This is a genomic window from Polynucleobacter asymbioticus QLW-P1DMWA-1 (genome assembly GCF_000016345.1).
GTDB lineage: Bacteria > Pseudomonadota > Gammaproteobacteria > Burkholderiales > Burkholderiaceae > Polynucleobacter > Polynucleobacter asymbioticus.
In genome coordinates this window covers 1,469,967-1,495,627 of sequence record NC_009379.1, presented here as the reverse complement: position 1 = coordinate 1,495,627, position 25,661 = coordinate 1,469,967, and the positions used below count along the sequence as shown (strand labels likewise).

Annotated in this window: 25 protein-coding genes; 19 read left to right on the top strand and 6 right to left on the bottom strand. The window is 45.8% G+C overall.

Annotated elements, in window-relative coordinates:
* Positions 1-25: 25 nt before the first annotated feature.
* The 10 genes from guaB to PNUC_RS07405 all read left to right on the top strand — a co-directional run bounded on the left by guaB (position 26) and on the right by PNUC_RS07405 (position 9,841).
* On the top strand, positions 26-1,489 hold the full coding sequence (gene guaB, locus PNUC_RS07450; protein WP_011903262.1) for an IMP dehydrogenase: 1,464 nt from the start codon (positions 26-28) through the stop codon (positions 1,487-1,489).
* Positions 1,490-1,525: 36 nt separating this feature from the next.
* Positions 1,526-3,133, top strand: coding sequence for a glutamine-hydrolyzing GMP synthase (gene guaA / locus PNUC_RS07445; protein ID WP_011903261.1), 1,608 nt, complete (start codon positions 1,526-1,528; stop codon positions 3,131-3,133).
* Positions 3,134-3,155: 22 nt separating this feature from the next.
* Positions 3,156-3,953, top strand: coding sequence for a ferritin-like domain-containing protein (locus PNUC_RS07440; protein WP_011903260.1), 798 nt, complete (start codon positions 3,156-3,158; stop codon positions 3,951-3,953).
* Between the two features lie 9 nt (positions 3,954-3,962).
* Positions 3,963-5,861: a B12-binding domain-containing radical SAM protein gene (locus PNUC_RS07435; RefSeq protein ID WP_011903259.1), complete on the top strand. Its 1,899-nt coding sequence runs from the start codon at positions 3,963-3,965 to the stop codon at positions 5,859-5,861.
* Positions 5,862-5,899: 38 nt separating this feature from the next.
* Positions 5,900-6,628, top strand: coding sequence for a hypothetical protein (locus tag PNUC_RS07430; RefSeq protein ID WP_201721396.1), 729 nt, complete (start codon positions 5,900-5,902; stop codon positions 6,626-6,628).
* Positions 6,629-6,656: 28 nt separating this feature from the next.
* Positions 6,657-7,310 carry a 7-carboxy-7-deazaguanine synthase gene (gene queE / locus PNUC_RS07425; RefSeq protein WP_011903257.1) on the top strand — a complete coding sequence of 218 codons (654 nt, stop codon included), beginning with the start codon at positions 6,657-6,659 and terminating at the stop codon, positions 7,308-7,310.
* Positions 7,311-7,344: 34 nt separating this feature from the next.
* Complete coding sequence (queD, locus tag PNUC_RS07420) at positions 7,345-7,809, top strand: 6-carboxytetrahydropterin synthase QueD (RefSeq protein WP_011903256.1); 465 nt, start codon at positions 7,345-7,347, stop codon at positions 7,807-7,809.
* Positions 7,810-8,268 carry a tRNA adenosine(34) deaminase TadA gene (tadA, locus tag PNUC_RS07415; protein WP_011903255.1) on the top strand — a complete coding sequence of 153 codons (459 nt, stop codon included), beginning with the start codon at positions 7,810-7,812 and terminating at the stop codon, positions 8,266-8,268.
* Complete coding sequence (locus PNUC_RS07410) at positions 8,265-9,209, top strand: LD-carboxypeptidase (RefSeq protein WP_011903254.1); 945 nt, start codon at positions 8,265-8,267, stop codon at positions 9,207-9,209. Before tadA ends, PNUC_RS07410 begins: the two co-directional genes overlap by 4 nt.
* Positions 9,210-9,277: 68 nt before the next feature.
* The gene (locus PNUC_RS07405) at positions 9,278-9,841 is read left to right on the top strand and encodes an SOUL family heme-binding protein (RefSeq protein ID WP_011903253.1); all 564 of its coding nucleotides are present in this window, start codon (positions 9,278-9,280) and stop codon (positions 9,839-9,841) included.
* Positions 9,842-9,848: 7 nt separating this feature from the next.
* Here the strand turns inward: PNUC_RS07405 and PNUC_RS07400 are convergent, their stop codons facing one another.
* The 5 genes from PNUC_RS07400 to PNUC_RS07380 form a co-directional block, all read right to left on the bottom strand.
* A complete protein-coding gene (locus tag PNUC_RS07400) occupies positions 9,849-10,718 on the bottom strand; it encodes a 23S rRNA (adenine(2030)-N(6))-methyltransferase RlmJ (protein ID WP_011903252.1) in 870 nt (289 codons plus the stop codon).
* A 6-nt stretch (positions 10,719-10,724) separates the two neighbouring features.
* Positions 10,725-11,516, bottom strand: a complete 792-nt coding sequence (locus PNUC_RS07395) for a phosphatase PAP2 family protein (protein ID WP_011903251.1) — start codon at positions 11,514-11,516, stop codon at positions 10,725-10,727.
* A 5-nt stretch (positions 11,517-11,521) separates the two neighbouring features.
* Positions 11,522-12,781, bottom strand: coding sequence for a glycosyltransferase family 9 protein (locus tag PNUC_RS07390; protein WP_011903250.1), 1,260 nt, complete (start codon positions 12,779-12,781; stop codon positions 11,522-11,524).
* Positions 12,782-12,799: 18 nt separating this feature from the next.
* Positions 12,800-13,843 carry a lysylphosphatidylglycerol synthase transmembrane domain-containing protein gene (locus PNUC_RS07385; RefSeq protein WP_011903249.1) on the bottom strand — a complete coding sequence of 348 codons (1,044 nt, stop codon included), beginning with the start codon at positions 13,841-13,843 and terminating at the stop codon, positions 12,800-12,802.
* 64 nt (positions 13,844-13,907) lie between these two features.
* Positions 13,908-15,389 carry a glycosyltransferase family 39 protein gene (locus PNUC_RS07380; protein WP_011903248.1) on the bottom strand — a complete coding sequence of 494 codons (1,482 nt, stop codon included), beginning with the start codon at positions 15,387-15,389 and terminating at the stop codon, positions 13,908-13,910.
* A gap of 47 nt (positions 15,390-15,436) precedes the next feature.
* Here PNUC_RS07380 and PNUC_RS07375 point away from each other — a divergent pair, with 47 nt between their 5' ends.
* Entirely contained in the window at positions 15,437-16,249 is an 813-nt protein-coding gene (locus PNUC_RS07375) for a DUF3047 domain-containing protein (protein WP_011903247.1), read from the top strand.
* 16 nt (positions 16,250-16,265) lie between these two features.
* On the opposite strand, the gene PNUC_RS07370 is transcribed toward PNUC_RS07375, so the two are convergent.
* Entirely contained in the window at positions 16,266-18,542 is a 2,277-nt protein-coding gene (locus PNUC_RS07370; RefSeq protein ID WP_011903246.1) for a heavy metal translocating P-type ATPase, read from the bottom strand.
* Between the two features lie 51 nt (positions 18,543-18,593).
* On the opposite strand from PNUC_RS07370, the gene PNUC_RS07365 reads away from it, so the two are divergent.
* The 8 genes from PNUC_RS07365 to PNUC_RS07330 all read left to right on the top strand — a co-directional run bounded on the left by PNUC_RS07365 (position 18,594) and on the right by PNUC_RS07330 (position 25,595).
* Positions 18,594-18,788 (top strand): heavy-metal-associated domain-containing protein, encoded by a 195-nt coding sequence (locus tag PNUC_RS07365; RefSeq protein ID WP_011903245.1) that lies wholly within the window; start codon positions 18,594-18,596, stop codon positions 18,786-18,788.
* 67 nt (positions 18,789-18,855) lie between these two features.
* Entirely contained in the window at positions 18,856-19,503 is a 648-nt protein-coding gene (locus PNUC_RS07360; protein ID WP_011903244.1) for a DUF47 domain-containing protein, read from the top strand.
* An 11-nt stretch (positions 19,504-19,514) separates the two neighbouring features.
* Positions 19,515-20,525 carry an inorganic phosphate transporter gene (locus PNUC_RS07355; RefSeq protein WP_011903243.1) on the top strand — a complete coding sequence of 337 codons (1,011 nt, stop codon included), beginning with the start codon at positions 19,515-19,517 and terminating at the stop codon, positions 20,523-20,525.
* A 138-nt stretch (positions 20,526-20,663) separates the two neighbouring features.
* Positions 20,664-21,752 carry an iron-sulfur cluster carrier protein ApbC gene (apbC, locus tag PNUC_RS07350; RefSeq protein WP_011903242.1) on the top strand — a complete coding sequence of 363 codons (1,089 nt, stop codon included), beginning with the start codon at positions 20,664-20,666 and terminating at the stop codon, positions 21,750-21,752.
* 6 nt (positions 21,753-21,758) lie between these two features.
* Positions 21,759-22,292: a DUF3305 domain-containing protein gene (locus tag PNUC_RS07345; protein WP_011903241.1), complete on the top strand. Its 534-nt coding sequence runs from the start codon at positions 21,759-21,761 to the stop codon at positions 22,290-22,292.
* Positions 22,292-22,846: a DUF3306 domain-containing protein gene (locus PNUC_RS07340; RefSeq protein WP_011903240.1), complete on the top strand. Its 555-nt coding sequence runs from the start codon at positions 22,292-22,294 to the stop codon at positions 22,844-22,846. Before PNUC_RS07345 ends, PNUC_RS07340 begins: the two co-directional genes overlap by 1 nt.
* Positions 22,847-22,857: 11 nt before the next feature.
* A complete protein-coding gene (locus PNUC_RS07335) occupies positions 22,858-24,948 on the top strand; it encodes a 4Fe-4S binding protein (protein WP_011903239.1) in 2,091 nt (696 codons plus the stop codon).
* Positions 24,945-25,595: a TorD/DmsD family molecular chaperone gene (locus PNUC_RS07330; protein ID WP_011903238.1), complete on the top strand. Its 651-nt coding sequence runs from the start codon at positions 24,945-24,947 to the stop codon at positions 25,593-25,595. The genes PNUC_RS07335 and PNUC_RS07330 overlap by 4 nt, the downstream gene beginning before the upstream one ends.
* Positions 25,596-25,661 lie beyond the last annotated feature (66 nt).

Below are 25,661 nucleotides of genomic sequence, written 5' to 3'. Positions count from 1 at the left end.
CGATTTTTGTGACTAGGGGTTTTGCATGCGACTCATTCAAAAAGCACTCACTTTTGACGATGTGCTCCTCGTACCGGCTTATTCTTCGGTACTCCCTCGAGATGCCAGCTTGGCAAGTAAGTTAACTCGAGATATTTCACTCAATACACCGCTCGTATCTGCTGCTATGGATACTGTTACAGAAGGTCGATTGGCAATTGCCATGGCCAGCGAAGGCGGTATTGGCATCATTCATAAAAACTTAACGCCAGCAGAGCAAGCACGAGAAGTAGCTAAAGTAAAACGCTATGAATCTGGTGTTTTGCGCGATCCGATTACCATCGGCCCAGATGTGACTTTGCGTCAAGTGATTCAACTTTCTCGCGAACATGGTTTCTCAGGATTTCCAGTACTCACTGGTAAAGAAGTGGTTGGGATTATTACCAACCGCGACTTGCGTTTTGAAGAGGATTTAGACGCACCAGTAAAAACGAAGATGACTCCGCGCGAGCGCTTGGTAACAGTAAAAGAAGGCTGCTCACTCGAAGAGGCAAAGCGCTTAATGAGTCAGCATCGCCTTGAGCGAGTGCTAGTTGTTAATGATCGTTTTGAATTACGCGGCTTGATTACTGTAAAAGATATCTTGAAGGCAACTGAACATCCAAACGCTTGTAAGGATGGCGAAGGTAAGTTGCGTGTAGGAGCTGCTGTTGGCGTAGGTCCAGATAATGATGAGCGTATTGAACTTTTAGTACGCGCTGGTGTCGATGTGGTTGTAGTTGATACGGCGCATGGCCATAGCCAAGGCGTATTAGATCGCGTGAAATGGGTCAAGAAAAACTACCCACATGTACAAGTTATTGGTGGAAACATTGCTACAGGTGATGCTGCTAAAGCATTGGCCGATCATGGTGCTGATGGCGTGAAAGTAGGTATTGGCCCAGGCTCTATTTGTACCACCCGTATTGTTGCCGGTGTTGGTGTTCCACAAATCACTGCGATTGTGAATGTAGCTACCGCCTTAAAAGGCACTGGAATTCCATTGATCGCCGATGGTGGAGTGCGTTACTCTGGTGACGTTGCGAAGGCGTTGGCAGCGGGTGCAAGTTCAGTCATGATGGGCGGTATGTTCGCCGGCACAGAAGAAGCTCCTGGTGAAGTTTTCTTGTACCAAGGCCGCTCTTATAAAAGTTATCGCGGTATGGGTTCTTTGGGCGCGATGGCTGATGGATCTGCTGATCGTTATTTTCAGAGCGATATTGTTGCTAATGCAGAGAAGCTTGTTCCTGAGGGTATCGAAGGTCAAGTGCCATACAAGGGAAGTGTGCTGGCAATCTTGCATCAACTGACTGGTGGTATTCGTTCCTCCATGGGTTATCTCGGATGCAAAACGATTGCTGAGTTGCATGACAAAGCCAATTTTGTGGAAATCACTTCGGCAGGCGTACGCGAGTCGCACGTTCATGATGTGAAAATCACGAAGGAAGCACCGAATTACCACATTGATTAAGAAATAAAAGCAGGCTGAATTTAAGGTAATCCTTCCGTGCACGACAAAATACTGATTCTCGACTTTGGTTCGCAAGTTACTCAATTAATTGCAAGACGTGTGCGAGATGCACGCGTGTATTCAGAGATCCATCCCTACGATTGTGATCCAGAGTTCATCCGCAAATTTATTCAGGAACAGGGCGGTAAAGGCATCATCCTCTCTGGCGGACCTAATTCAGTTACTGAAGATGGCAGTCCTCGTGCCCCTCAAATCGTATTTGAGCTAGGCGTACCCGTTCTCGGCATTTGTTACGGTATGCAAACCATGGCAACCCAGCTAGGTGGCGCTGTCGCTTCGGCGGAGTCTCTTGGTAAAGCTCGCGAATTTGGATATTCGGAAGTTCGTGCTCATGGGCACACTAATTTACTTAAAGGCATCCAGGATTTTTCTACCAGCGAAGGCCATGGCATTCTGAAGGTATGGATGAGTCATGGAGATTCAGTAACCGCATTGCCTCCAGCATTTAAGTTGATGGCTTCAACCGAGTCTTGCCCAATAGCGGGTATGGCCGATGAAGATCGCCGCTTTTATGCATTTCAGTTTCATCCAGAAGTTACGCACACTATTCAAGGCACGGCGATCATTGAACGCTTTGTCCATGAAATTTGCCATTGCAAGCCTGACTGGGTCATGGGTGACTACATTGCTGAAGCGGTAGAGCATATTCGTAAACAAGTCGGAGATGAAGAAGTCATACTCGGTTTATCTGGTGGCGTTGACTCGAGTGTTGCTGCAGCGTTGATCCATCGGGCAATTGGCGATCAACTCACTTGCGTGTTTGTGGATCACGGTTTGCTTCGTCTCAATGAAGGCGACATGGTCATGGAGATGTTTGCACGTAACCTGGGTGTGAAAGTGATACGCGTTGACGCTGCATCTACCTTTATGGGTAAGTTAACTGGTGTTGCTGACCCAGAAGCAAAGCGCAAAATTATTGGTAAAGAATTTGTAGAGATCTTCCAAAGCGAATCTGGCAAGATTGAGAATGCCAAGTGGCTTGCGCAAGGCACTATTTATCCGGACGTGATTGAGTCTGCTGGTAAGGGTAAGAAGGGCGCACATACTATTAAGAGTCATCACAACGTTGGCGGCTTACCTGAAGATATGCATCTAAAATTGCTTGAGCCATTGCGTGAGCTATTTAAAGATGAGGTGCGTGAATTAGGTGTTGCTTTAGGTCTTCCACGTGAGATGGTTTATCGCCATCCCTTCCCAGGCCCTGGTTTGGGAGTGCGCATCTTGGGTGAAGTGAAAGCAGAATTTGCTAGCCTGCTCCAGCGCGCAGATGCTATCTTTATTGAAGAGCTACGCAATACGATTGATGAAGTGAGCCAAAAATCTTGGTATGACTTAACAAGTCAAGCATTCGCGGTCTTCTTGCCGGTTAAATCTGTTGGCGTGATGGGTGATGGCAGAACATATGAATATGTCGTTGCACTCAGAGCTGTACAAACGCAAGACTTCATGACAGCGCATTGGGCCCATTTGCCGCATGAGTTGTTGGGCAAAGTTTCTAATCGCATCATCAACGAAGTGCGTGGTATCAATCGAGTTGTTTACGATATCAGCGGAAAACCGCCAGCAACAATCGAGTGGGAATAGGCGTTTAAGCCTTCCAATACCAATGCTTGAGTTACGAGAAGCTTCACTCGCAATCCTGGCGAGCGCTGATGCACAGACTAAGATAAGTCAGTTACTTCATTTGTTTGATGAATATCAGCAACAAAAAATTGCCTTAGATATTTCTCGTAAGCTTGATTCGCAAGCACTGACACTCCCTGGGCGACCATTAAAACCAGAGTTAGTCTTACCCAAGTTAGTTCCCAAGAGAAGAATGGATACGCCAGAAGGTAGGGCTGGCTTATTGCACTCACTCGCTCATATTGAATTCAATGCAATGAACCTGGCGTTGGATGCTATCTGGCGCTTTCCAGATATGCCCAAGAATTACTACGAGGATTGGGTTAAGGTTGCCAAAGAAGAGGCCTACCACTTTAGCTTGGTGAATGAACATTTGCGCTCGCTTGGATTTGCCTACGGCGATTTTCCGGCTCACAATAGCTTGTGGGAGATGGTTGAGCGAACCACGGATTCCGTAATGGCCAGAATGGCGCTTGTTCCAAGAACCATGGAGGCTAGAGGTTTGGATGCTGTGCCCATGATTCGTGATCGCTTCAAACAAATCAAAGAGACTAGAGCGGTTGAGATTCTGGAGGTCATTCTCCATGATGAAATTGGGCATGTGCTTATCGGCAATCGCTGGTTTAATTTCTTATGTGACAGGGAAGGCGTTTCTGCAATTTCTACTTATAGAGAATTGGCAAGCAAATATCGTGCGCCTGTTTTAAAGGGGCCATTTAATCTAGAGGCTCGCAAGCAGGCTGGTTTCACGGCCGAAGAATTGAGCCTCCTTGGAGCTTAGTCAATCAGCATGAAGGTCCTAAGCCTCATCCCGCCAATGACACAGCTGAATACGCCGTATCCATCTACGGCTTATCTCACTGGATTTTTGAGATCACGCGGCGTTGATGCTGTGCAAGAAGATTTGGCTCTGGCATTGGTATTGAGCTTTTTTACTCCCGAGGGTTTGGCTCAGGTGCGCGCAAAAGCGAAAAGTCTGCCTGAGGAAGTGCGTACCGCTAGTGTCAATTTCTTTCTAGATTATTTTGCTGAATATCAGTCAACCATTGCTTCGGTAATTGCATTCTTGCAGGGACGAGATAGCACCTTAAGTCACCGCATCAATAGCCGGGAATTTTTACCAGAAGGGCCGCGCTTTCAATCTCTTGAAGCCTATGACGATGAAGAGACGGGAGATCCACTGGCTTGGGCGTTTGGTGCTTTAGGCTCACACGATAGGGCACGTCATTTGGCGACCTTATATCTAAATGATCTCTCTGATGTTTTGCGAGATGCAGTAGATGATCGCTTTGAGTTTGTACGCTATGCGGAATCTCTTGCAAGTAATCAGCCTACTTTCACGCCCTTGGCAAATGCATTAAAGGAAAAACCGAGTCTATTAGATTTGTGCTTACAGGAATTAAGTCTGGCGTCAATCAGAAAGCACAACCCCGACTTGGTATTGTTATCAGTACCGTTTCCTGGTGCGATGTATGCGGCCTTACGCATAGCGCAATGCATTAAAAAATCAGACCCTAAAATCAACATTGTCTTGGGTGGTGGGTATGTGAATACCGAGCTGCGTGAGTTAAAGGATGCCCGGATTTTTGATTACGTAGACTTCATCACCTTAGATTCTGGCGAAAGACCTTTGCTTGCCTTACTGGAACATCTTGAAGGTAAGCGCTCAGCTGATCGCTTGGTCCGCACCTTTATTCGCGATGAAGATCGTAACGTGCGTTACATCGCCTGGCCAGAGCCAGATGTGCCGTTTGAGGAAGTTGGGACTGCAACTTGGGATGGTTTGCCACTCAACTCCTATCTATCCTTACTAGATATGCTTAACCCAATGCATCGCCTGTGGAGTGATGGCCGTTGGAATAAATTAACAGTTGCACACGGTTGTTATTGGAAAAAGTGTAGCTTTTGCGATGTGTCGCTTGATTACATTTCTCGCTATGAAACTGCTTCGGCCTCTTTGTTGGTGGATCGCATCGAGCACATCATTACAGAAACAGGTCAAACTGGATTCCATTTTGTAGATGAGGCAGCACCGCCAAAAATCCTTAAAGCACTGGCTGAAGAACTCATTCGTCGTAAGGTAGTTATTTCTTGGTGGGGCAATATCCGCTTTGAAAAAACATTTACACCAAAGCTGGCTCAATTATTAGCAAGGAGTGGATGTATAGCAATGTCTGGGGGACTAGAGGTTGCTTCCGATAGATTGCTGGCGTTAATGAAGAAGGGCGTTTCAGTGGATCAGGTAGCCCAAGTCACCAAAGGCTTTTCTGACGCCGGTATATTGGTGCATGCTTATTTAATGTATGGATTTCCAACGCAAACTGTGCAAGAAACCGTGGACTCATTAGAGTATGTGAAGCAGTTATTTGAGAATGGCTGCATTCAAAGCGGGTTCTTTCATCGCTTTACTTGTACCGTTCACTCTCCTGTGGGTCAAAATCCAGAGGAATACGGAATTGAGCTGCAACCTTTGCCTGAGATTACATTTGCTAAGAATGATGTAGGCTTTATCGATCCTACTGGCGTTGATCACGACATATTAGGCTTAGGTCTAAAAAAAGCGATTTATAACTATATGCATGGTCTTGGTTTTGAGGTGAAGGCAGACGTTTGGTTCGCAGATTTAGGTATGCGCATTCCAAGAACTTCCATTGCTTCAGATCATATAGCTAGAGCCCTCTATAGCTAGGCTTATGGTAATTGATGAACTTCAGATAAATGATTGAGATGACAATGAAATTTTTACAAATAAATATCTTGCGAAAATTATGGCTACTAGTATTAGCCATCCCATTGGTTGGTTGCATCTCTTCTCAACCCTTTCCTCAGGGTGTTGTGCTAACTCCACCAACTCCAACCCCAGTAATGCGAGCGCCAAAAGTAGGGCAAGAATGGGTTTATCAGGTCCGCAATATATTTAATCAAGAGATTCTTGACGTAGTTACTGAGAAAGTAGTTTCAGTTGGTAAAGAAATTCGGATTGCACGCACTGGATTAAAGGCAGGCCCACTAGATGATGAAATTCAGTCTCCTTGGGGGCATGTCATTCAAGATCCGCATTGGAAACCTACGCAAAAATTTGAACAGGCAATTCCATTGTGGCCAGAGCAGTTAGTGCCGGGATGGAGCGGTTTTTATCGAACCCGTTACCAAGTGCCTGGTTATCCAGACTCCAGTTACTACTGGGGTTTGAATATCAAGGCAATTGAATGGGAGAGGATTACTGTCCCGGCAGGAAGCTTTGCGGTCTTACATTATCAAAGTGAAGCCCCATATTTTGAGTCTAATGATCTCTTTAGGCTTGCCAACTACCGCTTAGATGATTATTGGCTTTCACCAGAAATTGGCCGTTGGGTGATACGTAGGGATTATGGGCGCTATATAACCGCTGGCGTTTATTGGTCGAATGCCTACTGGGAAGACTATTTACAGTGGGAGCTAATCTCCTGGAAGTAAACAAAGCGCTTAAAATAGCTCCATTGCTATGTATACCGTAAAAGAAATCTTCCCAACCCTTCAGGGTGAAGGCGCTCACGCTGGCCGAGCCGCTGTATTTTGTCGTTTTGCTGGCTGTAACTTATGGAGTGGGCGAGAAGAGGATCGGGCAACTGCTATTTGCCAGTTTTGCGATACCGATTTTGTAGGCAGTGATGGTTTAGGCGGTGGCAAGTTTGAAACTGCAAATGATTTAGCGAATGCCATTGAGCTTGCATGGAAAAGTACTTCTGCTGGTCCTCAACAGCGTTACGTTGTCTTTACTGGTGGTGAGCCACTTTTGCAATTGGATGAAGTGCTCATAGAAGTGCTCCACAAAAAAGGCTTTGAAGTGGCAATCGAGACCAATGGAACACTGAAGGTACCTAAGGGAGTCGATTGGGTATGTGTGAGCCCTAAAGCTGGAGCGGAATTGATCGTATTACAGGCAAACGAAATGAAATTGGTTGTTCCTCAGAACGGGCATGAGTCTCTGGAACAATTAATGGGCCGCTTTGAAAAAATGGACTATCGCAATCGCTTTTTGCAACCCATGGATGGTCCGAACCTCAAAAGCAATACAGAGTTAGCGGTGGGGCTGTGCCAAAAGCGCCCATTGTGGAGATTAAGTATTCAATCCCATAAACTGATTGGAATTCGATAACTGGGTATATCCCACTATTTAAATGAAGTGCTGAATGACAAGTAAACAACCAATCCTTTCCATTACCCGTCGCCTTGAGTTTGATTCGGGTCACCGCATCCCCAATCACGACGGGCAATGCAAGCATTTGCACGGGCATCGTTATGCGATCGAAATCACATTGACTGGAGAAGTCGCCGATCATCCTGGTAAAGCTGACGATGGCATGGTCTTGGATTTTGGCGACATCAAGCGTTTAGCAAATCAATATATTGTAGAGCCTTGGGATCATGCTTTTTTAGTAGCCAAAGAGGATGCGGGTCTTGTCGCTTTCTTGGGAACTTTGCCTAATCACAAGACAGTGATCATGGAACACGTACCCACTGTTGAAAATTTAGCGCATGCTGCCTTTACTATCTTGAAGCCTGTTTTTAGTAAAGCTTTTAGTGGTCGTCTTGAGTTATCCATGATTCGTCTCTATGAAACTCCCAATTGCTGGGCTGATGTTAATCACGCTTAAATGAGCCAAGCAGAACTTGATCAACAGTTTATGCAGCAAGCGATTGAGCAGGCAAAACTAGCTGCTCTTGCTGGTGAGGTTCCGGTGGGAGCAGTGGTAGTGCGAGATGGCAAAGTCATCTCTAGCGCATTTAATAAACCAATATCCACTCACGATCCGAGCGCACATGCGGAAATGCTGGCTTTACGGGCAGCTGCTCAGAGTGAAGAAAACTACCGTTTGCCTGGCACTACTTTATATGTCACTCTTGAGCCGTGCGTTATGTGCTCCGGTGCAATGCTCCATGCTCGCCTGGATCGGGTGGTTTATGGCGCGGCTGACCCAAAAACAGGGGCCGCTGGAAGTGTTTTCGATGTATTCTCTTCTAAGCAAATCAATCATCAAACGAGTGTCGAAGGTGGGGTGATGGGCGAAGAGTGTGGGCAGTTGCTGCGTAACTTCTTTAAGGAGCGTCGTTGAAATCGATTCACCTTGTGGCCCCTTCGGGAGCAAGCTTGGATGAAAAAAGTCCCTTAGCAGGGATTGCTTGGCTTGAGGGCCAGGGATTTTCTATTCATAATCCCCAGTGTGTTCATCGTGTGCATGAGCGTTTCGCTGGAAGTGATGAAGAGCGTTTGCGCGAGCTGAACGAGATATCTTCTTTAGACCCTCAATCTGTCGTAATGGCGATGCGTGGTGGATATGGAATTCATCGGCTCCTCCAGAACATTGATTGGTCATCCATCAGTAAGGCTGTAGATCACGGTTTACAGATCTGCGGTCACAGTGACTTCACTGCATTTGAGTTGGGATTGCTAGCCAAAACTGGTGCAATGAGCTTATCTGGTCCTATGCTCAATTTCGATTTCGGAAGAATGGATGAGGGCGGCGTTGCTGTTACTCCGGATACCTTTATGTGGAAGCATTTCTTGTACGCTATTCAAGAGCACAAGTTAGACTGCACAATATCTGCAGCGCAATCCTTTTTGGGTGAAAACACTTCCCAGTCCATTACCGGCATACTTTGGGGTGGCAATTTAACTGTCTTGGCCTCATTAATAGGAACGTCTTACTTACCATCATCAAAGCAAACACAGGGTGGAATATTATTCTTGGAGGATGTCAATGAACATCCTTATCGCCTGGAAAGAACCTTGATGCAGTTGCTTGATGCCGGTGTACTAGCTGGACAAGCCGCGGTTCTATTGGGTGGTTTCTCGGCTTATCGTCTATACGATAACGATAAAGGCTATACCTTAGAGCGCGCAGTGGAAGCCATTCGTCAGCGCTTGCCACAATCCATTCCGATCATCACGGATTTACCCTTTGGTCATCAATCTAATAAGCTAACATTACCGGTTGGTGCTGAGGCGACCTTAGATTACAACTCCACCAGCTTTACCTTAAAATCCAACTGGTAGGCATGCAGCTTAAACAATTTCTACCAAGAAGCATTCTTCTTATATCGCTTTTATTTTCAGGAACTGCAATGGCAATCGAAGAGCCAAAATATACTGTTCTAGAAAAAACAATCCCATTTGAATTGAGATCATATGCGCCAATGATTTTGGCTGAGGTTCAGGTGGATGGTGATTTGGATGAGGCCTCGAGCCAAGGATTTCGATTAATAGCGGCTTATATCTTTGGCCAGAATCGGGTCAGTGAAAAAATTGCGATGACCGCTCCTGTTGCCATTGAAGAACAATCCGTAAGTTCAAAAATTGCAATGACAGCCCCAGTCAATATTGAGGGTAATAGCGGTCAATGGACAGTTTCTTTTGTGATGCCTAGCGAATACACCATGGAAAGCATTCCTAAGCCACTCAATTCAAAAGTAGTCTTGAGGCAGATACCGACTGTTAAAAGGGCGGTAGTCCAATTTTCTGGGTTTTATAACAACGCAAAAATAGCAGAGAGAACCGTGGAGCTTGAAGAGTGGATGAAGACTAAAGATCTTCAAGCTATAGGGGTACCTAAGTTTGCACGCTATAACCCGCCTTGGACGCTTCCTTTTTTACGTCGCAACGAGATCATGATCGATGTTCGTGACTAAATGGCTCTTAGGCCTCAAAGCTTTTCAGTACATATTTCGCCCCAGCATCAACTCCTAATGCTTTGACAAGTACTGGCAATGCTTCGTCTAGATGTTTTTCTAGTGTCCACGGAGGGTTGATGATAAACATTCCACTGGCTTGCAATCTTCTTTCGCCGGGTGCATTTTCAACCCGTAATTCTGTATGAAGCCATGAGCGTTTATGGGTAGCAGCAATCTTTTTCAGATGATCTGGAAGTGAAGCAGATTCTCTTCTGGAGAGAATGGGATACCAGATGGCATAACAGCCTGTGGCAAATCGCTGTAAGGCCTCTTCCATAGCATTTTCTAGGTATCGATAGTCTTGCTTATCCTCATAGGAAGGGTCTATCAGCACCAGGCCACGTCTGCTCGGCGGCGGCAACAAACCCTTGAGCCTACTAAAGCTGTCTGCAGCATAGACATCGATTTGCTTGGCCTCTTTGAGCTCGCCAATATTGTGGCGAAGAATATCAATCTCTTTAGGGTGGAGCTCAAATAATTTCAGGCGATCTTGAGGTCTCAGCAGTCGTGCGATGATGAACGGAGATCCAGGGTAAGTATTGAGTTCTTCCCCAGTATTTTCTGCTTGAATCATTTCTAAATATTTTCTAATACTCTCTGGCGTCTCAGAATTCTTCCCAAAAAATTGACTGAGGCGAAAGATGCCGCCTTCGGCCTCTTTGCTAACGGTTGCAAATCCGTCTACTAGACTATAAATTCCTGCGCCTGCATGAGTATCAACAATTGTTAGAGCCCCTGGCTTTTCTTGTAAATACTCTACCAAATGAATCAGGGTCAGATGCTTCAATATATCGGCATGGCTGCCTGCATGAAAAGCGTGTCGATAGCTAAACATAAAGCCTTAATCTAATGGGTTGAGAGTTTTGGCGAACTGTGCCCTAACAAACAAAATTAAGGTAATGAAAATAATAGCAATGGAAGCGTACTGCAAAGGCAGGTTTAATTCCAAATCCATGATTTGAGTGTAATGCGCATAGATGGCAACTATTCCACCTACTGCAATCAGTCTTGGCCAGGGGCAGTATGGCGTGAGCTTTTCAGCGGGGACTCTATGCGCTAAAAGGGCTCCAATCATTCCACACCACAAACCAAATCCCGCACCACCCAATACATCGGTAGGCCAATGAGCACCTACTGCATTGCGAGAGAGGCCCACTAAGGCGGCTAATATAAACATGAGAGATACATAAGTACGTTTATTTTTCTTGCATGCAAAATAGATTGCACTTGCCACTGCGAAGGCGGTCAATGTATGTCCAGATGGAAAAGCATTATGGAGTAAGGGCCCTCCAACACGGTGAAAGCTATCCATCTCGAGAAGGCCTGCGGGTCTTGGGAGGCTAAAAATATTTTTAAGAACAGTGCTAGCTACCGCTGCCAATGCACCAGCAAAGATAGCTGAAGTCAGTAAACGTGGTGCCAATAAGAGAAGTGGAAAAGCAAATGCAAATGCACCCCAGCCATTGCCTAGAAAAGTTAACCAAGCCCAGAGCGTATCTGGGAATGATTGGGTAAAGTGATTAATAAATAAAAATGTACTACTTTGAAGCTCGCCAAAATAGATGGCGCCTGCCAGTGATAATGGAATTAGGGGAATGAACCAAGCGGTAGACGGGATGACCTTATTGCTCATTCAGTTCAGCGACCCTTTACCTTATCAGCATCGTTTAACTGAACTATGACTTTTTCTAAAACTTGATCGACGGTAATGGCCTGCATGCAAACGTTATCCTGACACGGTGTTTTGCGATGATTGGCTGCGCTAACACAAGGAGAGCAAGCAAGATTGGCAGTAATTGCAATGGAGTTCCCAACAGAGCCATAGAGTGCTGGAGTTTCGGGTCCAAATAGTACAACGGTACGTAGTGGAGTAACAGCTGAGAAATGTCCGGGGCCTGAATCATTCGTCACCATCACATCAGAGAGGGTATACAACGGAGGTAATTCTGCAAAGCTGACTTGCCCAGCAAAATTTAAGGCATTTTTGACATTTGCTACTGCTCTTACTTTGTCTACATAGACAAACTCAGCAGGAGAGCCGGTGATCAATATTAAATCTTCTGGATACCGCTGATGGACTGCTTGGATGAGCTCAGAGAATCGCTGTTGTGCCCAGCGACGTTGCGGCAAGAGATCGCTTGCATTCGGGTTAATCAAAATCAGGCGATTTTTTCCATGCTCGTAAGGAATATTGGCTTCTTTCGCCTTTTTCTCAATACGTACCCGCACCTTTTCTAATACTTCGGGATGAATCACTGCTTGCTCTAATCGCACTTCTGAATCTGCAATATGAATTTTGCTAAATGGAACTTCAATCTCTCGAGCAAAAGCGGCATGTATTAAAGAGAGAAAGTTTTTGGTGATATGAATATGGGGGTTGTAATGCACCTTGCGGGTGAGCATAAAACCCCGCCACAATCCCTCACCATGAAAGATGTGATAGCCCACGCGACGTCTTGCTCCGCATAGGCCAGTGAGAAGGGCGGTAAAGCGTGAAAACAATTCCAAATCAATTACGGTATCAATACGCTTCCAACGGGCGATCCAAAGAAAACGGACGGTATCCTTAATAAGGCTACCCAAGCTTGAAGAATCAATCGTAAAAATATTCTCAGGCTTGACAGTATTTAACAGGGTCAAACTAGCGCGATTACTTTTAAAGATCAGAAAAAATAATTCAGCGCCACGTGCTTGTGCGTTGCGCATAGCTGGGTCAACCAAAATGGCGCTACCCATTTCAGAGAGTTCAATAAAAAGTAATCTCTTAGGTGTTTGTGGCCCGCGATTGAAGATATTTTTAATGCTATCAATCAACGCGACTACTGGGCTGGCGATGGCGCAAAGTGGCACACCAACCCAATGATCGATAGCACGCATAGTGTTGACGCTAATAGTCATAATGAGATTCCGAAAGAATTATTTTCGTTTTAATAAGTAGTATGCACCCGGCAATACTGAAATCACCGTAATAGCGCCGTAACTAATAGAAGCTAACACGGTGAGCGAAGGATTAACCCCCCACAGTGCTAGTACGGAAGATAGGGTTGCTTCACGTAAGCCCCAACCAGAAATACTAATGGGCAACATCAGCAGCAGACTCAGCGCGGGTAAGCCAATCATTAGGCCTTCAATAGGCGCATCCACGCCGTACGCTTTTAAGCAGAACATCAATGTGAGGATGGTCAAAAGGTGAATGCCAATGGCCAAGAGAGCTTGCGCGATATTGTTAGGCCATGCAAATGCAAGTTTGATTCCTGGCATTGCATTGTCCATACGCAAACGGACAAGAAATTTTTGTAAAAGCGCTTGACTGGGTTGCCAAGCTAGAATGAAGGCAATCACTACGCCAGCAAAGAGCATTACTGCGGCTACTGCATAGCCTAAGTCTTGCCCCCATGCAGCCAACGTGGCACCGCCTAAGATCAGGCCGATACCACCCAGTAAATTATTACCAGCCAATCCTAATAATCGATCTACTACAACCATGGAAAAACTCAGGCGTAATTTTGGATTGGCATGCTCAAGGTCAACAGAGTGATGCAGCTCTTTATCCAACTCTGTTGTTTCGGTGAGATTGCCTTTAGTAGTCAAGTGAGTTGCTGTAATGGCGCGATAACTATCTCCCCCTAGAGTACTTGGTAGACCTTGATTGATGAGCCCCCCGGTAAAGTACAAGGCAATATAAGAGAAGATGCGACGAGGAAAGCCTACAGTCTGCATAAATAAACCCCAGCGATAGCCGCCGCAAATAAAAGCAAGCGTCATGGTCGCTAAAGCTGCTAAAAACCAAAGTGGCTGCATTTTGATATGGGAATCAAACAATGTGGTCCAGTCAATGCCGCTAGTCGCTTTCCAAAGCAGGGCAATTGATAGCAGGATGCGGATGTACGGCCAGGCGCGCTTGAGAATTGATTTCCACCCGGAAGGGGATTTTGGGGTGGAATGGGCTGGTGAACTCATAGGCGTAAGGATAATGCTTTAGACGCCTAAGGTCTTGAATTTGGGTGTATTACTCCCTTAAACCCTAGTCCTGCCAGTTACTACAAAGGCTAAAGTCAAACGTGGAAAGACTTTGACCCAATCGCTTGATTTCTAGTGACTCTAGTGGGGCGCAATGTTCGAAGCCATTTTTACTCCTAATGGGAGGGGAAAACGACATTCCAGACCAGTTCACTAGGAGGATATTTGCCCCTTTGGGTAGCTTGCCAAACCAGAGGTCAAATTGGTCTTGGCGATCATCCAGCACAAACACAGGAGTTGGTCTTGCGTACCAAGCAGCGCGACTACCTAAGGTCCAGTTTTGTACGGCTATGCCGCTTGCTTTATTTGCTTTCGATAATTGAGCTGCTTTTTCACCAGCCAATTTCCAGCCATAGAGATCTGCTATCGGGTTGGACTTCACTAGATCAGAGTTAATCCCTCCAGACAAAACAAATCCAAAGCCGATGAAACAGAGAGCAAGCTGAAAAATAAATAGAAAACGGATTAAGCGATGTTGTTGAGCTGTCCATGCTTTCGCCAATCCAATTCCCGCGAAGGGGGCAAGACAAAACCACGCAGGCGAAGTCCAATGAGGAAGGCCACCACCACCCGAGAGGCCAGTAAAAATTGCAAAGGGAATGACAAAAAATCCCAACAGACTTAGTAGCGCAAGCTTGGTGGTCTGAAGACAATTTTTCAGAAAGAGAAATGCACCTAGAACAAGAAGAGGTCCATATACCAAGATCTGCACCCCAATGTAAGCGGCTAATCTGCGCCACAGCCAGCTACTGCCAGCCCCGTGAGCGATTTGATATTTGAAGGAAATCCAGTCATTGACGTAATTCCAATACAACACTGGAGTGATGAAGGCGAGAGCAATGAGAGCGGCAAACCAGAACCCCGCTTGACTGATCCAAACCTTACGGGGAGCGCTTATAAATACAAATAAAAGTGCAATCGCAGTAAAGGCGGCGGTGTACTTGCTAAGACCAGCTAGGCCCAATAAAACTCCAGTGAGCACCCAATCGGCCAAAGTGAAATGATCTTTAATGAGCCAGCGCAAAGCCATCCACATCAATCCGAGGCTAAGAGGTATTAGTAAGGTGTCGGGTAATAGTCCGATTGCCAATACATGGGGTATAGGGGCAGCGATGACGGCAAGTACTGCCATCAGGCCACAGGTATTTGGCGAGGGAAGCGCGCTAGTTAGATAGCCTGCATTTCGGCCTTGTATCAGGTGATGCACCTCGAGCGTTACTTGATAAACCAAATAACAAGAAAGTATCCATAGTAATTCTGGAATCAGGCGAATTAGCCCTTCAGAAGATGTGAGCGTTACAAGAGGCCACTGAATCCAGCCTACTAAAGGCGGATGATCAAAATAACTCCAAGCTAAATGTTGCGCATACAAGGCGTAATGAGCTTCATCTACAGAAAACTCGATTGAAAATCCCAAGGCAAAATGAACAACAGCTGCTATGCAGACGCAGATTACTGCCCAGCTTGATGGGGATTGGTGGCGCATTATTCAATTTTAGACTCACTTAAAGAATTCTTTGGGACAATCGATACATGTTTAAGTCTATTTTTCTTTCTCTGCTTGTCTGCACGGCAATGATTTTGAGTGGTTGCGCAGGGTTTGGTGGTGGTACCGTTCAGGACGAGTCTGGAAAAGCATTCAATGCCGATCAAATACCCGCCCAAGATGAGCTTCCTAAATTTTCCGTAGAAACTGCACGGGAAGGCATGCCAAACGGCTGGAATTTTTACCGTATAGCACCTTATAAAAAGAATACCGTTTACCGCCTGGAAAATTACCAAGGCAGAACCGTGCTAAGTGCAAATTCTCAAACGTCAGCATCTGGATTAGCGGTCAAGTTACGTCCTCGTCAAGCAAATAACCTGTGGTTGAAATGGGAGTGGAAGGCAACTGGTGCAATGCCGGCTGCCGATAATGCAAACGGATATCAAGATGACGCGCCATTGCGAATTTTGGTTGCGTTTGATGGTAATAAATCAAAATTGCCATTAAAAGAAAAGATGAACTTTGAAATGGCCAACTTAATCAGTGGTCAGGAAATGCCTTATGCCACTCTGATGTATATCTGGTCAGGTAAGGGCCAAGTTGATTCGATTATTCCGAATGTGCATACATCACGCGTCAAAATGATTGTTGTGGATTCGGGTTGGGAAAATTTGGATGAATGGCGTCATCATCAACGCGACCTAGCTGCTGACTATAAGCGCGCTTATGGCGAAGCTCCAGGTGAGGTGATTGGAATTGCACTACTAACCGATACCGACAACACAAAATCTGAAACTCGAGCGTTTTACGGTGACATTGAGCTGGTGCGCAAAGGCCCTGATAAGAGCGCTAGCAAATAAGTTTAAGTTGCTTTTATCAGACCTGACCTGGGCGCCAGCGCTTTAATAAAAGGGCATTACTGAGTACGCAAAAGCTAGAAAGAGCCATTGCACTGCCAGCTAGCATGGGCGAGAGATAGCCAAGCGCTGCTAATGGGATCCCGGTGGCATTAAAAATAAATGCCCAGAAAAGATTTTGCTGAATTTTTTGCCAAGTCCGCTTAGAGATATCGATTGCATCAGCAACCAAACTGGGGTCACCTCGCATTAAAGTAATTCCTGCTGCCTGCATGGCGACATCCGTACCCGTAGACATCGCCATTCCAACATCAGCAGCAGCTAAGGCTGGGGCATCGTTGACGCCATCACCAACCATCGCAACCCATTGACGGGAATGATCTGCATCAGCAGATTGGAGTTTACGAATAATCTCTGCTTTATTGCTTGGCATGATTTGCCCAAATACCTCATCTATACCAATTGAATTTCCGACACGATTTGCTGCGGCCGAGTTGTCGCCCGATAGCATGACAGTGCGGATGCGCAATTGATGCAAGGCTTTAATGGCTTGCTGAGCGTTACTTTTTAATTCATCGCCAAACGCAATGATGGCAATTGGCGTCTCGGGTATGTCTTTGCTCATTAACACAGAGACAGTTTGCCCGGCCTCTAAACACGCTTGGGCTTTCTGAGCGATATTGCCAGTTTCTAAACCGGCATGTAAAGAGGCAACGCTTTGCAAACTCAGGTTTTGCTTAGACCATGGACCTGAGTTTGTCTTGCCTGTAATACCTACCCCTGGAATGGCTTTGCTCTCCGTGGGTGGGAAGGGAGATATCCCCGCTTCTTTTGCAGCATCTAATAGGGCTTTGGCCAAGGGGTGTTCGCTGCCCAACTGCAAACCTGCTGCCGTAGCCAGAATATCGCTCCGATTGAATTTTTCTGAAAGCGGAATTAACGATAGCAAGCGAGGCTTACCAATCGTGAGCGTTCCTGTTTTATCAAAAGCTACGATATTGAGTCGATGCGCTTGCTCGAGCACTTGAGGATCTTTAATTAAGATGCCAAAGCGTGCTGCCACTCCTGTTCCTGCCATGATCGCTGCAGGCGTTGCTAATCCAAGGGCGCAAGGACAGGCGATGACGAGAACAGATACTGCTCGGAGAATCGCAATTGCAGCAGAGTCTAAATAAAACCAATTCACCAATCCAGTAAGTAGTGCAATGATCAGAACGCTGGGCACAAAAATTGCGCTGACTTGATCCACTAATTTTTGAATCGGCGCCTTCTGCGTTTGAGCATCTTCCACTAAGGTAATTATTTTTGAAAGAACGCTCTCAATACCAACTGCTTGGGCGTCAACGACAATGACCCCCTCACCATTGAGCGATCCACCAATGACCTTATCCTCAAGTGTTTTTTTAACTGGCTCACTTTCACCGGTAAGAAGTGATTCGTCTATATGGCTTGAGCCAAAGAGGATTACGCCATCAACTGGTATACGTTCGCCAGGTAATACTAATATTCGATCCTTTGCGAAAACTTGGTCCAAAGCTAATTCTCGATATTGATCCAAGAAAGCATTTCCTTCAATCACTGCTTCGGGCAAGAGAACCTTAGCCTGTTCTGGCCAAAGTTTTTGCAAGGCACGAATTGCTTCGCTGGTTTGTTGTTTTGCTCTTGCTTCCAGCCACTTACCTAGAAGCACCATGCAGATGATGACTGAGGATCCCTCAAAATAGAGTTCGTGATTAGCATGGGGTGAAGCCACCATGAGATAGACGCTTAAGCCGTATGCCGCACTCGTGCCAAGAGCCACCAATAAATCCATATTGCCTGCGCCAGCTAATACGGATTTAAAACCCGCCTTATAGAAGCGCCACCCAAAAAAGAATTGCACTGGGCTTGCTAGCAATAGTTGCCATTTCGGCGAGAGCGACCAATGTATGCCGAATGGCATTAGCAGCATCGGTAAAAAAAGTGGGGCAGATAGAGTAAAGCTGAGTAAAACGCGACCTAGCCCGTCGGAGCCCCAAAGGGCCTGCTGGGGCTTGATCTCGCTTTTTCCATTGGGGGTACTTATTTTGGCGTCATATCCCGTTTTCTGAACTGAGGCGATGACTGAATTGATTGTTGTCTCAGCACCCGTTTGTAGGCGTATTTTTGCTTGTTCTGTTGCTAAATTGACGCTGGCAGCCTCAACACCCGGGGTCTGATTTAAGGCTTTTTCAACCCTGCCAACGCAGGAGGCGCAGGTCATCCCGCCAATATCTAGAGTAAAAAGGTGCGAATTTGTCTCTTTTGGGGGGCTCATATAGAAGATAATCTACTGCATACCAACAGAATTGAGTGCAAAAGGGTGGATATGTTGAATTTAAAAGTATCTGGGATGACCTGTGGAGGTTGTATTAATGCAGTAACCCGAGCAATTCAGGCTCAAGACCCAAGCGCCAAAGTGGCAGCAGACTTGGCTGCGCAAACCGTAGCACTGGAGACCACCTTAACCCTGGCTCAAGCAAGTCAGCTGATAACAGAGGCCGGCTTTCCAGTTCAGAATTAAAGCTTTGTTTAGAATGTCGGCAAATCTAACAAAACCCGTATTTTTTGTTCCCAAAGGATCGTGATTTATGTTCTTCAGCAAATTAATGCCTCACGATGGTAATTTCTTCGTATTATTCAATGAGCATGCTGGGCATATCGTTGCCGCTTCAGAATCTTTTTTAAAGTTCGTCGAGCATTACAACGATGAAGTGTTGCGTGCAAAATATACGCAGGAAGTTGATAAAGCTGAACATGCTTGTGACGATGTGGTGAAAGAAGTGCATCGCCGTTTACACAAGACTTTTATTACTCCAATCGATCGCGATCAAATTTTCTCACTCATCAATACGATGGATGATGTAGCCGACCTATTGCAAAACGGTACCGAGGCAATGCATTTGTATGATGTTAAGCAAATGACAGCAGAAATGATTCAAATGGCTGAGCTTTGTAATCAGTGCTGTATCAGTATGAAAAATGCAGTTGCTACCTTAAAAGATATTTCTGATCCTGAGGTTGCAAAAGCTGCATTAAAAACTTGTGATGAAATCGATCATTTAGAGTCTAATGCTGACCGCCTTTTATCTACTGCGATCACACGTTTATTCCGTGAGGACATCGAGGTGCGTGAGCTCATTAAATGCCAGCGCATTTACGAGCTGCTTGAAGAAGTTACTGATAAATGCGAGGATGTTGCCAATTTGGTTGAAGGCATCGTTCTTGAAAATTCTTAAGGCGAATTAAGTTGCCAACGATAGAGGTAGCCTTTTGGGTTGTAGCGTTACTGGTAGCGCTAGCTCTCGCATTCGACTTCATGAACGGATTTCATGATGCTGCGAACTCTATTGCAACCGTTGTATCTACGGGCGTTCTAAAGCCACAACAGGCAGTCGTATTCGCTGCCTTTTTCAATTTCCTGGCTATCTTTATTTTTCATTTGAGTGTTGCTGCTACAGTGGGTAAGGGAATCGTTAATCCAGCCGTCGTTGATTTACATGTCATATTTGGCGCTCTGGTGGGTGCGATCATTTGGAACATAGTGACTTGGTATTACGGGATTCCCTCCAGCTCTTCACATGCATTAATTGGCGGCTTAGTGGGGGCGGCGCTTCCTAAAGCTGGCTTAGATGGATTGGTTTGGTCCGGTATTTTGAAAACCGTTTCCTTCATCTTTATTTCACCTTTTGTGGGCTTCCTTCTAGGCTCATTGATGATGCTCCTCGTATCTTGGGTGTGTCGTAACGTTACCCTGTCGAAAACGGATCGTTGGTTCCGTCGCTTGCAATTAATTTCTGCTGGCGCATATAGTCTTGGGCATGGTGGTAATGACTCCCAAAAAACCATCGGTATTATTTGGTTGCTATTAATCATCACTGGTTACACCGATGCTAGTGCAAGCATGCCTCCCGCGTGGACCATTATTTGCTGCTACATCGCGATTGCAATGGGTACGATGTTTGGCGGTTGGCGGATTGTCAAAACAATGGGTCAAAAATTAACCAAACTCAAGCCAGTGGGTGGTTTTTGCGCAGAGACGGGTGGGGCAATTACTTTATTTGCTGCTACTGCACTGGGTGTTCCAGTATCGACTACCCATACAATCACCGGGGCTATTGTTGGTGTGGGCTCCACCCAAAGAGCCAGTGCTGTTCGTTGGGGCGTAGCTGGAAACATCGTTTGGGCTTGGATCTTCACGATCCCAGCCACCGCATTAATGTCTATGTTGGTTTACTACCTCAGCTTATTGATTTTCTAATTATGCAAGGCAAGATCAACCGATCTTGTCCCAAGCAATTTTTCGCTGGTACGGTTAACCTATCTGCTATTCAATTAAAAATAATTTGTAGCGCCCTAGGAATGCAATATTCGGGGCGCGATCCTAAAGGAGAAGGTAGTGTCGGTTACTGCAGAAGTTGTTCAAGGGGCATTAAAAAGCTTAATTGATCCCAATACAAAAATAGATTTTGTTACGGCAAAAAATGTCAAGAACCTTAAGGTAGAAGATGGCGATATCTCCTTGGATATTGTTTTAGGATATCCAGCAAAAAGCCAGTTTGATGGTATTCGCAAGGTGATCATTAACTCTTTGCGTGAATTGCCCGGAGTTAAAAATGTGAGCGTGACTATGACTAGTCAAATCGTGGCGCATGCGGTGCAACGTGGCGTGAAGCTATTGCCTGGAGTGAAAAATATTATTGCGGTTGCCAGCGGTAAAGGTGGAGTGGGTAAATCCACAACGGCCGTTAACTTAGCCTTGGCTCTTGCGGCTGAAGGCGCGCAAGTGGGAATCTTGGATGCAGACATCTATGGTCCTAGTCAGCCAATGATGCTTGGCATTACTGGCAGGCCAGAGTCTGTTGAAGAAAATACTATCGAACCGATGGAAGGTCATGGACTTCAAGCTAGCTCTATTGGATTTTTGATAGATGAAGATGCGCCGATGGTTTGGCGTGGTCCCATGGTGACCTCTGCGTTAGAGCAATTACTTCGTCAAACACGCTGGCGTGACTTGGATTACTTGATTGTCGATATGCCACCTGGAACTGGAGATATTCAGTTGACCTTATCTCAAAAAGTACCCGTCACAGGATCCATCATTGTGACCACTCCCCAAGACATTGCATTGCTTGATGCGCGCAAGGGATTAAAGATGTTTGAAAAGGTGGGGGTTCCTATTATTGGCATTATTGAAAATATGAGCACTTATGTTTGCCCAGGCTGTGGTCATGAAGAGCACATCTTTGGTGCTGGCGGCGGTGAAAAGATGTGTAAAGAGTATGGCGTAGAGTTTTTGGGTGCTTTACCTTTGAATCTTTCCATACGCGAGCAATCTGATGCTGGACGTCCTACCGTGGTGGCTGACCCTGATGGTGCTATCAGTGCAATTTATAAAAACATTGCTAGACAAATCGCCATTCGCGTTGCTACTCTATCTAAAGATATGAGCAGTAAGTTTCCTAATATCGTGGTTCAAAATACCTGAGGACTTATGCGCTTTGCAGTATTGATGCGTAAACAAAACATCGATAATCCATGGATATCTTATCGCTGGGTTCCGCAGGAGGTGTTGCCTGATTTTGGTCAATTTAATAGCACTGCTGATAATTCGATCTCGGGCAAATTCTTGGAGCGAGATGAAGATGGCGAATCTTGGCTATTTACTGGCTATGAGTTAAATCTTTTTCCTGATGAGGCAGAGGGCTACTATCTCAATATCTCTGCAACGACTCCCTGTTGGTTTGTGATGTGGCGACTAGAGGAAGATATGGAGCGCTATATAGACTCACAATCCCTCCCTCTAGCAAGGTCTGAAGTAACCATAGCTGTTCCTCATCGTATTTGTGTCAGTTATAACGAGGCAGGTCGACTTCTTGATGGGGGAGAGTCAGTAGATACTGTGACGATGTCTGCAGAACACGCCTCTTGGTTGGAAGAGTATGTCAGCGAGAATTATCGTCCTGAGCCTAAAAAGAGGCATCGACCTGCATCATTTAAGGGTGCTGAGCGCACAGCGGAGGACTGATGGCTGATGGTTTTTTAAGTCGCTGGTCTCGCCGCAAGTTGGTTCAACAAGATGAGTCAATTGATCGAGATAAAGAACTTGCCAAGCCTTCTGAGGATATAACACCTCAGGTTGAAGACGCCATTCCTCCTGCCTCGCTAGAGGACGTTGAAAGGATTGATTCATTAGCCCCCGACTTCTCCGCTTTTATGAAGCCCGATGTTGATCCTCAAGTTCAGCAGGCAGCACTTAAGAAGATGTTTACGGATCCGCACTTTAATGTGATGGACCGCCTCGATATTTATATTGATGACTATTCCCAACCCGACCCTTTGCCTATGGGCATGTTGGAGAGAATGGCGCAAAGTGAAATGCTGAATCTTTTCCGCAAGACGGACAAGGGTGCTGATGAGTCGGCTAATCCAGTCAACTCAAAAGCCGCCACAACAGAGTCTGAACCGACTGCTATAGAGGCTCCTATTCAAACTGATTTAACATCCACACCTGTAGCGTCGCAAGAAAACCCGGCGATGATGGATGTGGTGCCATTAGAGTCAGATAAGAAAAAAACCTAAGAAGGTTGTGAATGAGTCAAAAATTAGTATGTAACTGCAATGGAACGATGCCTTTGGATGCAAAGGCATTAGGAGTTCCAGTGCATCATTCCCTATGTAGACAAGAGGTTGGCTCTTTCTTAAAAGCGCTCGATGGCTCAGATTCTTTAGTGATCGCCTGCACTCAAGAAGCTGCTTTATTTGGTGAGTTAGCCGATCAGGCAGACAAGCCGTTGGTCGCGCCATTACGTTTCGTCAATATTCGCGAAGTAGCCGGTTGGACTCAAGAGGCAAAAGCATCCGGCCCCAAGATTGCAGCTTTACTCTCCTTGGCAGACATGCCGGAAGCTGAGCCGGTTCCCGTAGTCAGCTATGAAAGCGAGGGAAGGCTTTTAATCATAGGTTCTGGCTCTCAAGCAATTCCTTGGGCGGAGAAGTTGAGCGCCTCATTGGATGTTTCTGTGCTCTGTACGGAGCCTGGCGAATTACCGCTTGCACGTAATTACCCAATTTATAGCGGTAGTGTTAGCAAATTAGATGGCTACTTAGGTAATTTCTCAGTTGACTGGGATTTGCAAAATCCGATTGATCCTGAAATGTGCACCCGCTGTGGCGCTTGCGTAGAAGTTTGTCCTGAGGGCGCAATTGATCTTTCATTTCAAATTAATTTAGATAAGTGCAAGTCGCATCGTTCCTGTGTAACTGCCTGCGCTAGCATTGGCGCCATTTCTTTTGATCGAGCAGACCGTAAGCGCAATTCTGAATTCGATTTAATTTTGGATTTACGGCTAGATCCAAAAATGCGTATGAGTCAAACGCCACAAGGTTACTTTGCACCCGGTAAAGACCCTTTAGAGCAGGCTTTAGCAGTCAATCAATTACAAGAAATGGTCGGCGAGTTTGAGAAACCCAAATACTTTGTCTACAACGAAAAAGTATGCGCACATGGCCGAAATGGAAAAGTAGGTTGCAATGCATGTATAGACGTATGTTCCACTGGCGCCATTAGTTCTTTATTTAAAGGCGGTCAAGGCAGTGTTGAGGTTAATCCTAACCTCTGCATGGGTTGTGGTGCCTGTTCAACTGTATGTCCCTCTGGAGCGATGCGCTATAACTATCCAAGCGTGCCGCATCAAGGAAAAGAATTAAAAACGTTAGCTACGGTATTTAATGCTGAAGCTAAAAAAATCAATCAGACATTGGCCCCAAGCCTGCTTTTGCATAGCTTGAAGGTCGGCACTCAATTGATTGATGGTTTAGGGCGATCTGCTCATGTACTGCCAAAGCAGTTTGAGGGCCTACCTTCATTTGCCATTCCTTATGGTATCGAGCATATCGCCTCTACTGGCCTTGAGTTTTGGCTAGGCGCCTTATCTTATGGTTTTGGCGAAGTGATCTTATTGTTAAGTGGTGAGGAAGATCCTGCTTATCGTGCAGCGCTTGAAGAACAAATCCATCTAGCAAATGCCATTCTGAGTGCTTATGGATTTGATGCGCGCATTCAGTTGATGGCAGCTCAATCTGCGGATGATCTCTCGGTGATTTCAAAAGCGATGGGAGCTTTGCGTCAACGCGGTGCACTTCACTCTATTTGTACCCCTGCAAGTTTTAGCTTTTCAAATCAAAAGCGCGAAACGCTAGAGGCGGTACTCGAGCATTTGCAAAAGCAAGCAAAGACGCCTTTACCAGCCGCCGGTGTTGCCCTACCAAAATCGTCTTTAATAGGCAGTCTTGCCATCAATAAAGATGCCTGCACTTTATGTATGTCCTGCGTCAGCAGCTGTCCTGAAGGGGCTTTATTGGATAACCCCGACGAGCCCATACTGTCATTTATTGAAAAGCAGTGCGTCCAATGCGGCATCTGTGTGCAAACTTGCCCTGAGCATGCGTTGACCCTTGACCCGCGCTTGCAAACCATTGAAGAGCGCAAGAAAAAGACTGCACTCAATGAGGCCCAAGCCTTCCATTGCATTAGCTGTGGAAAGCCGATTGGCACAAGCAAGATGATCGATCTCATGCTGGCGAAGTTGGGAGCGCATGGCGCTTTTGCTGGTCCAGCATTAGATAGACTCAAAATGTGTGGTGATTGCCGTGTGGTAGATATGGTGAAAAAAGAAATATGACCGAATTAGAGAAAGAAAACGATACAGAGAGCTTGTCAACCGAAGTGGGGGATATTGGATTACCTGAGGATCTTGCAAGATCAGACCTATATGGTTTGATTGCCCGGTTTTTTCATCTTCCGCCTGATCAAGAATTATTAGATCAAATTGCTGCAACAGCTGAGCAGCAAGATACTGCTGATGAAGCGCCATTAGCCCAGTTTTGGATGGACGTAGTTGAGGTGGCAAAAAATAACCCAGCCAAGGCTTGGCACGACGAATTTGACTTGAACTTCATCAGTGTGGGGCGGCCAAACGTGGTGCTAAATGCTTCCTTTTATTTGGCTGGCCATCTGAATGAGCGGCCTTTAGTCAATATTCGCAAGGCATTAGAGGAATTTGGCCTAGAGTCTGCCCAAGAAGTTACCGAGACGGAAGACCATATTTCAGCTCTCTGTGAGGTGATGCGGTATTTGATTGCTGGGGACGATGTCGAGATATCAAACCTTACAAACCAAAGGGTTTTTTTCAATGAACACATCCGCCCTTGGTATGACGAATTGTGCTATGCAATCGAGGGCATTCCTGAGATGCATCTTTACCATCCGGTTGCCGCGCTAACCCGAGAATTTCTGGCCATTGAGGGGCAGAGTTTTGACATGATTTAATGCTGCGCTGCATCAAATGGAAATCCCCTATAACTGTTTGTTACACCGATATGTCAAAAGTGCAAT

Bases quoted from the DNA above. Each gene is read 5' to 3' on its own strand.
- PNUC_RS07390 (WP_011903250.1), bottom strand. From the start codon at position 12,781: ATGACTATTAGCGTCAACACTATGCGTGCTATCGATCATTGGGTTGGT.
- PNUC_RS07370 (WP_011903246.1), bottom strand. From the start codon at position 18,542: ATGAGCCCCCCAAAAGAGACAAATTCGCACCTTTTTACTCTAGATATT.
- PNUC_RS07365 (WP_011903245.1), top strand. From the start codon at position 18,594: ATGTTGAATTTAAAAGTATCTGGGATGACCTGTGGAGGTTGTATTAAT.
- PNUC_RS07430 (WP_201721396.1), top strand. From the start codon at position 5,900: ATGACAATGAAATTTTTACAAATAAATATCTTGCGAAAATTATGGCTA.
- PNUC_RS07380 (WP_011903248.1), bottom strand. From the start codon at position 15,389: ATGCGCCACCAATCCCCATCAAGCTGGGCAGTAATCTGCGTCTGCATA.
- PNUC_RS07340 (WP_011903240.1), top strand. From the start codon at position 22,292: ATGGCTGATGGTTTTTTAAGTCGCTGGTCTCGCCGCAAGTTGGTTCAA.
- queE (WP_011903257.1), top strand. From the start codon at position 6,657: ATGTATACCGTAAAAGAAATCTTCCCAACCCTTCAGGGTGAAGGCGCT.
- PNUC_RS07405 (WP_011903253.1), top strand. From the start codon at position 9,278: ATGGCAATCGAAGAGCCAAAATATACTGTTCTAGAAAAAACAATCCCA.
- guaB (WP_011903262.1), top strand. From the start codon at position 26: ATGCGACTCATTCAAAAAGCACTCACTTTTGACGATGTGCTCCTCGTA.
- PNUC_RS07385 (WP_011903249.1), bottom strand. From the start codon at position 13,843: ATGAGTTCACCAGCCCATTCCACCCCAAAATCCCCTTCCGGGTGGAAA.
- PNUC_RS07360 (WP_011903244.1), top strand. From the start codon at position 18,856: ATGTTCTTCAGCAAATTAATGCCTCACGATGGTAATTTCTTCGTATTA.
- PNUC_RS07395 (WP_011903251.1), bottom strand. From the start codon at position 11,516: ATGAGCAATAAGGTCATCCCGTCTACCGCTTGGTTCATTCCCCTAATT.
- tadA (WP_011903255.1), top strand. From the start codon at position 7,810: ATGAGCCAAGCAGAACTTGATCAACAGTTTATGCAGCAAGCGATTGAG.
- PNUC_RS07345 (WP_011903241.1), top strand. From the start codon at position 21,759: ATGCGCTTTGCAGTATTGATGCGTAAACAAAACATCGATAATCCATGG.
- PNUC_RS07435 (WP_011903259.1), top strand. From the start codon at position 3,963: ATGAAGGTCCTAAGCCTCATCCCGCCAATGACACAGCTGAATACGCCG.
- PNUC_RS07400 (WP_011903252.1), bottom strand. From the start codon at position 10,718: ATGTTTAGCTATCGACACGCTTTTCATGCAGGCAGCCATGCCGATATA.
- PNUC_RS07330 (WP_011903238.1), top strand. From the start codon at position 24,945: ATGACCGAATTAGAGAAAGAAAACGATACAGAGAGCTTGTCAACCGAA.
- PNUC_RS07375 (WP_011903247.1), top strand. From the start codon at position 15,437: ATGTTTAAGTCTATTTTTCTTTCTCTGCTTGTCTGCACGGCAATGATT.
- queD (WP_011903256.1), top strand. From the start codon at position 7,345: ATGACAAGTAAACAACCAATCCTTTCCATTACCCGTCGCCTTGAGTTT.
- PNUC_RS07335 (WP_011903239.1), top strand. From the start codon at position 22,858: ATGAGTCAAAAATTAGTATGTAACTGCAATGGAACGATGCCTTTGGAT.
- PNUC_RS07440 (WP_011903260.1), top strand. From the start codon at position 3,156: ATGCTTGAGTTACGAGAAGCTTCACTCGCAATCCTGGCGAGCGCTGAT.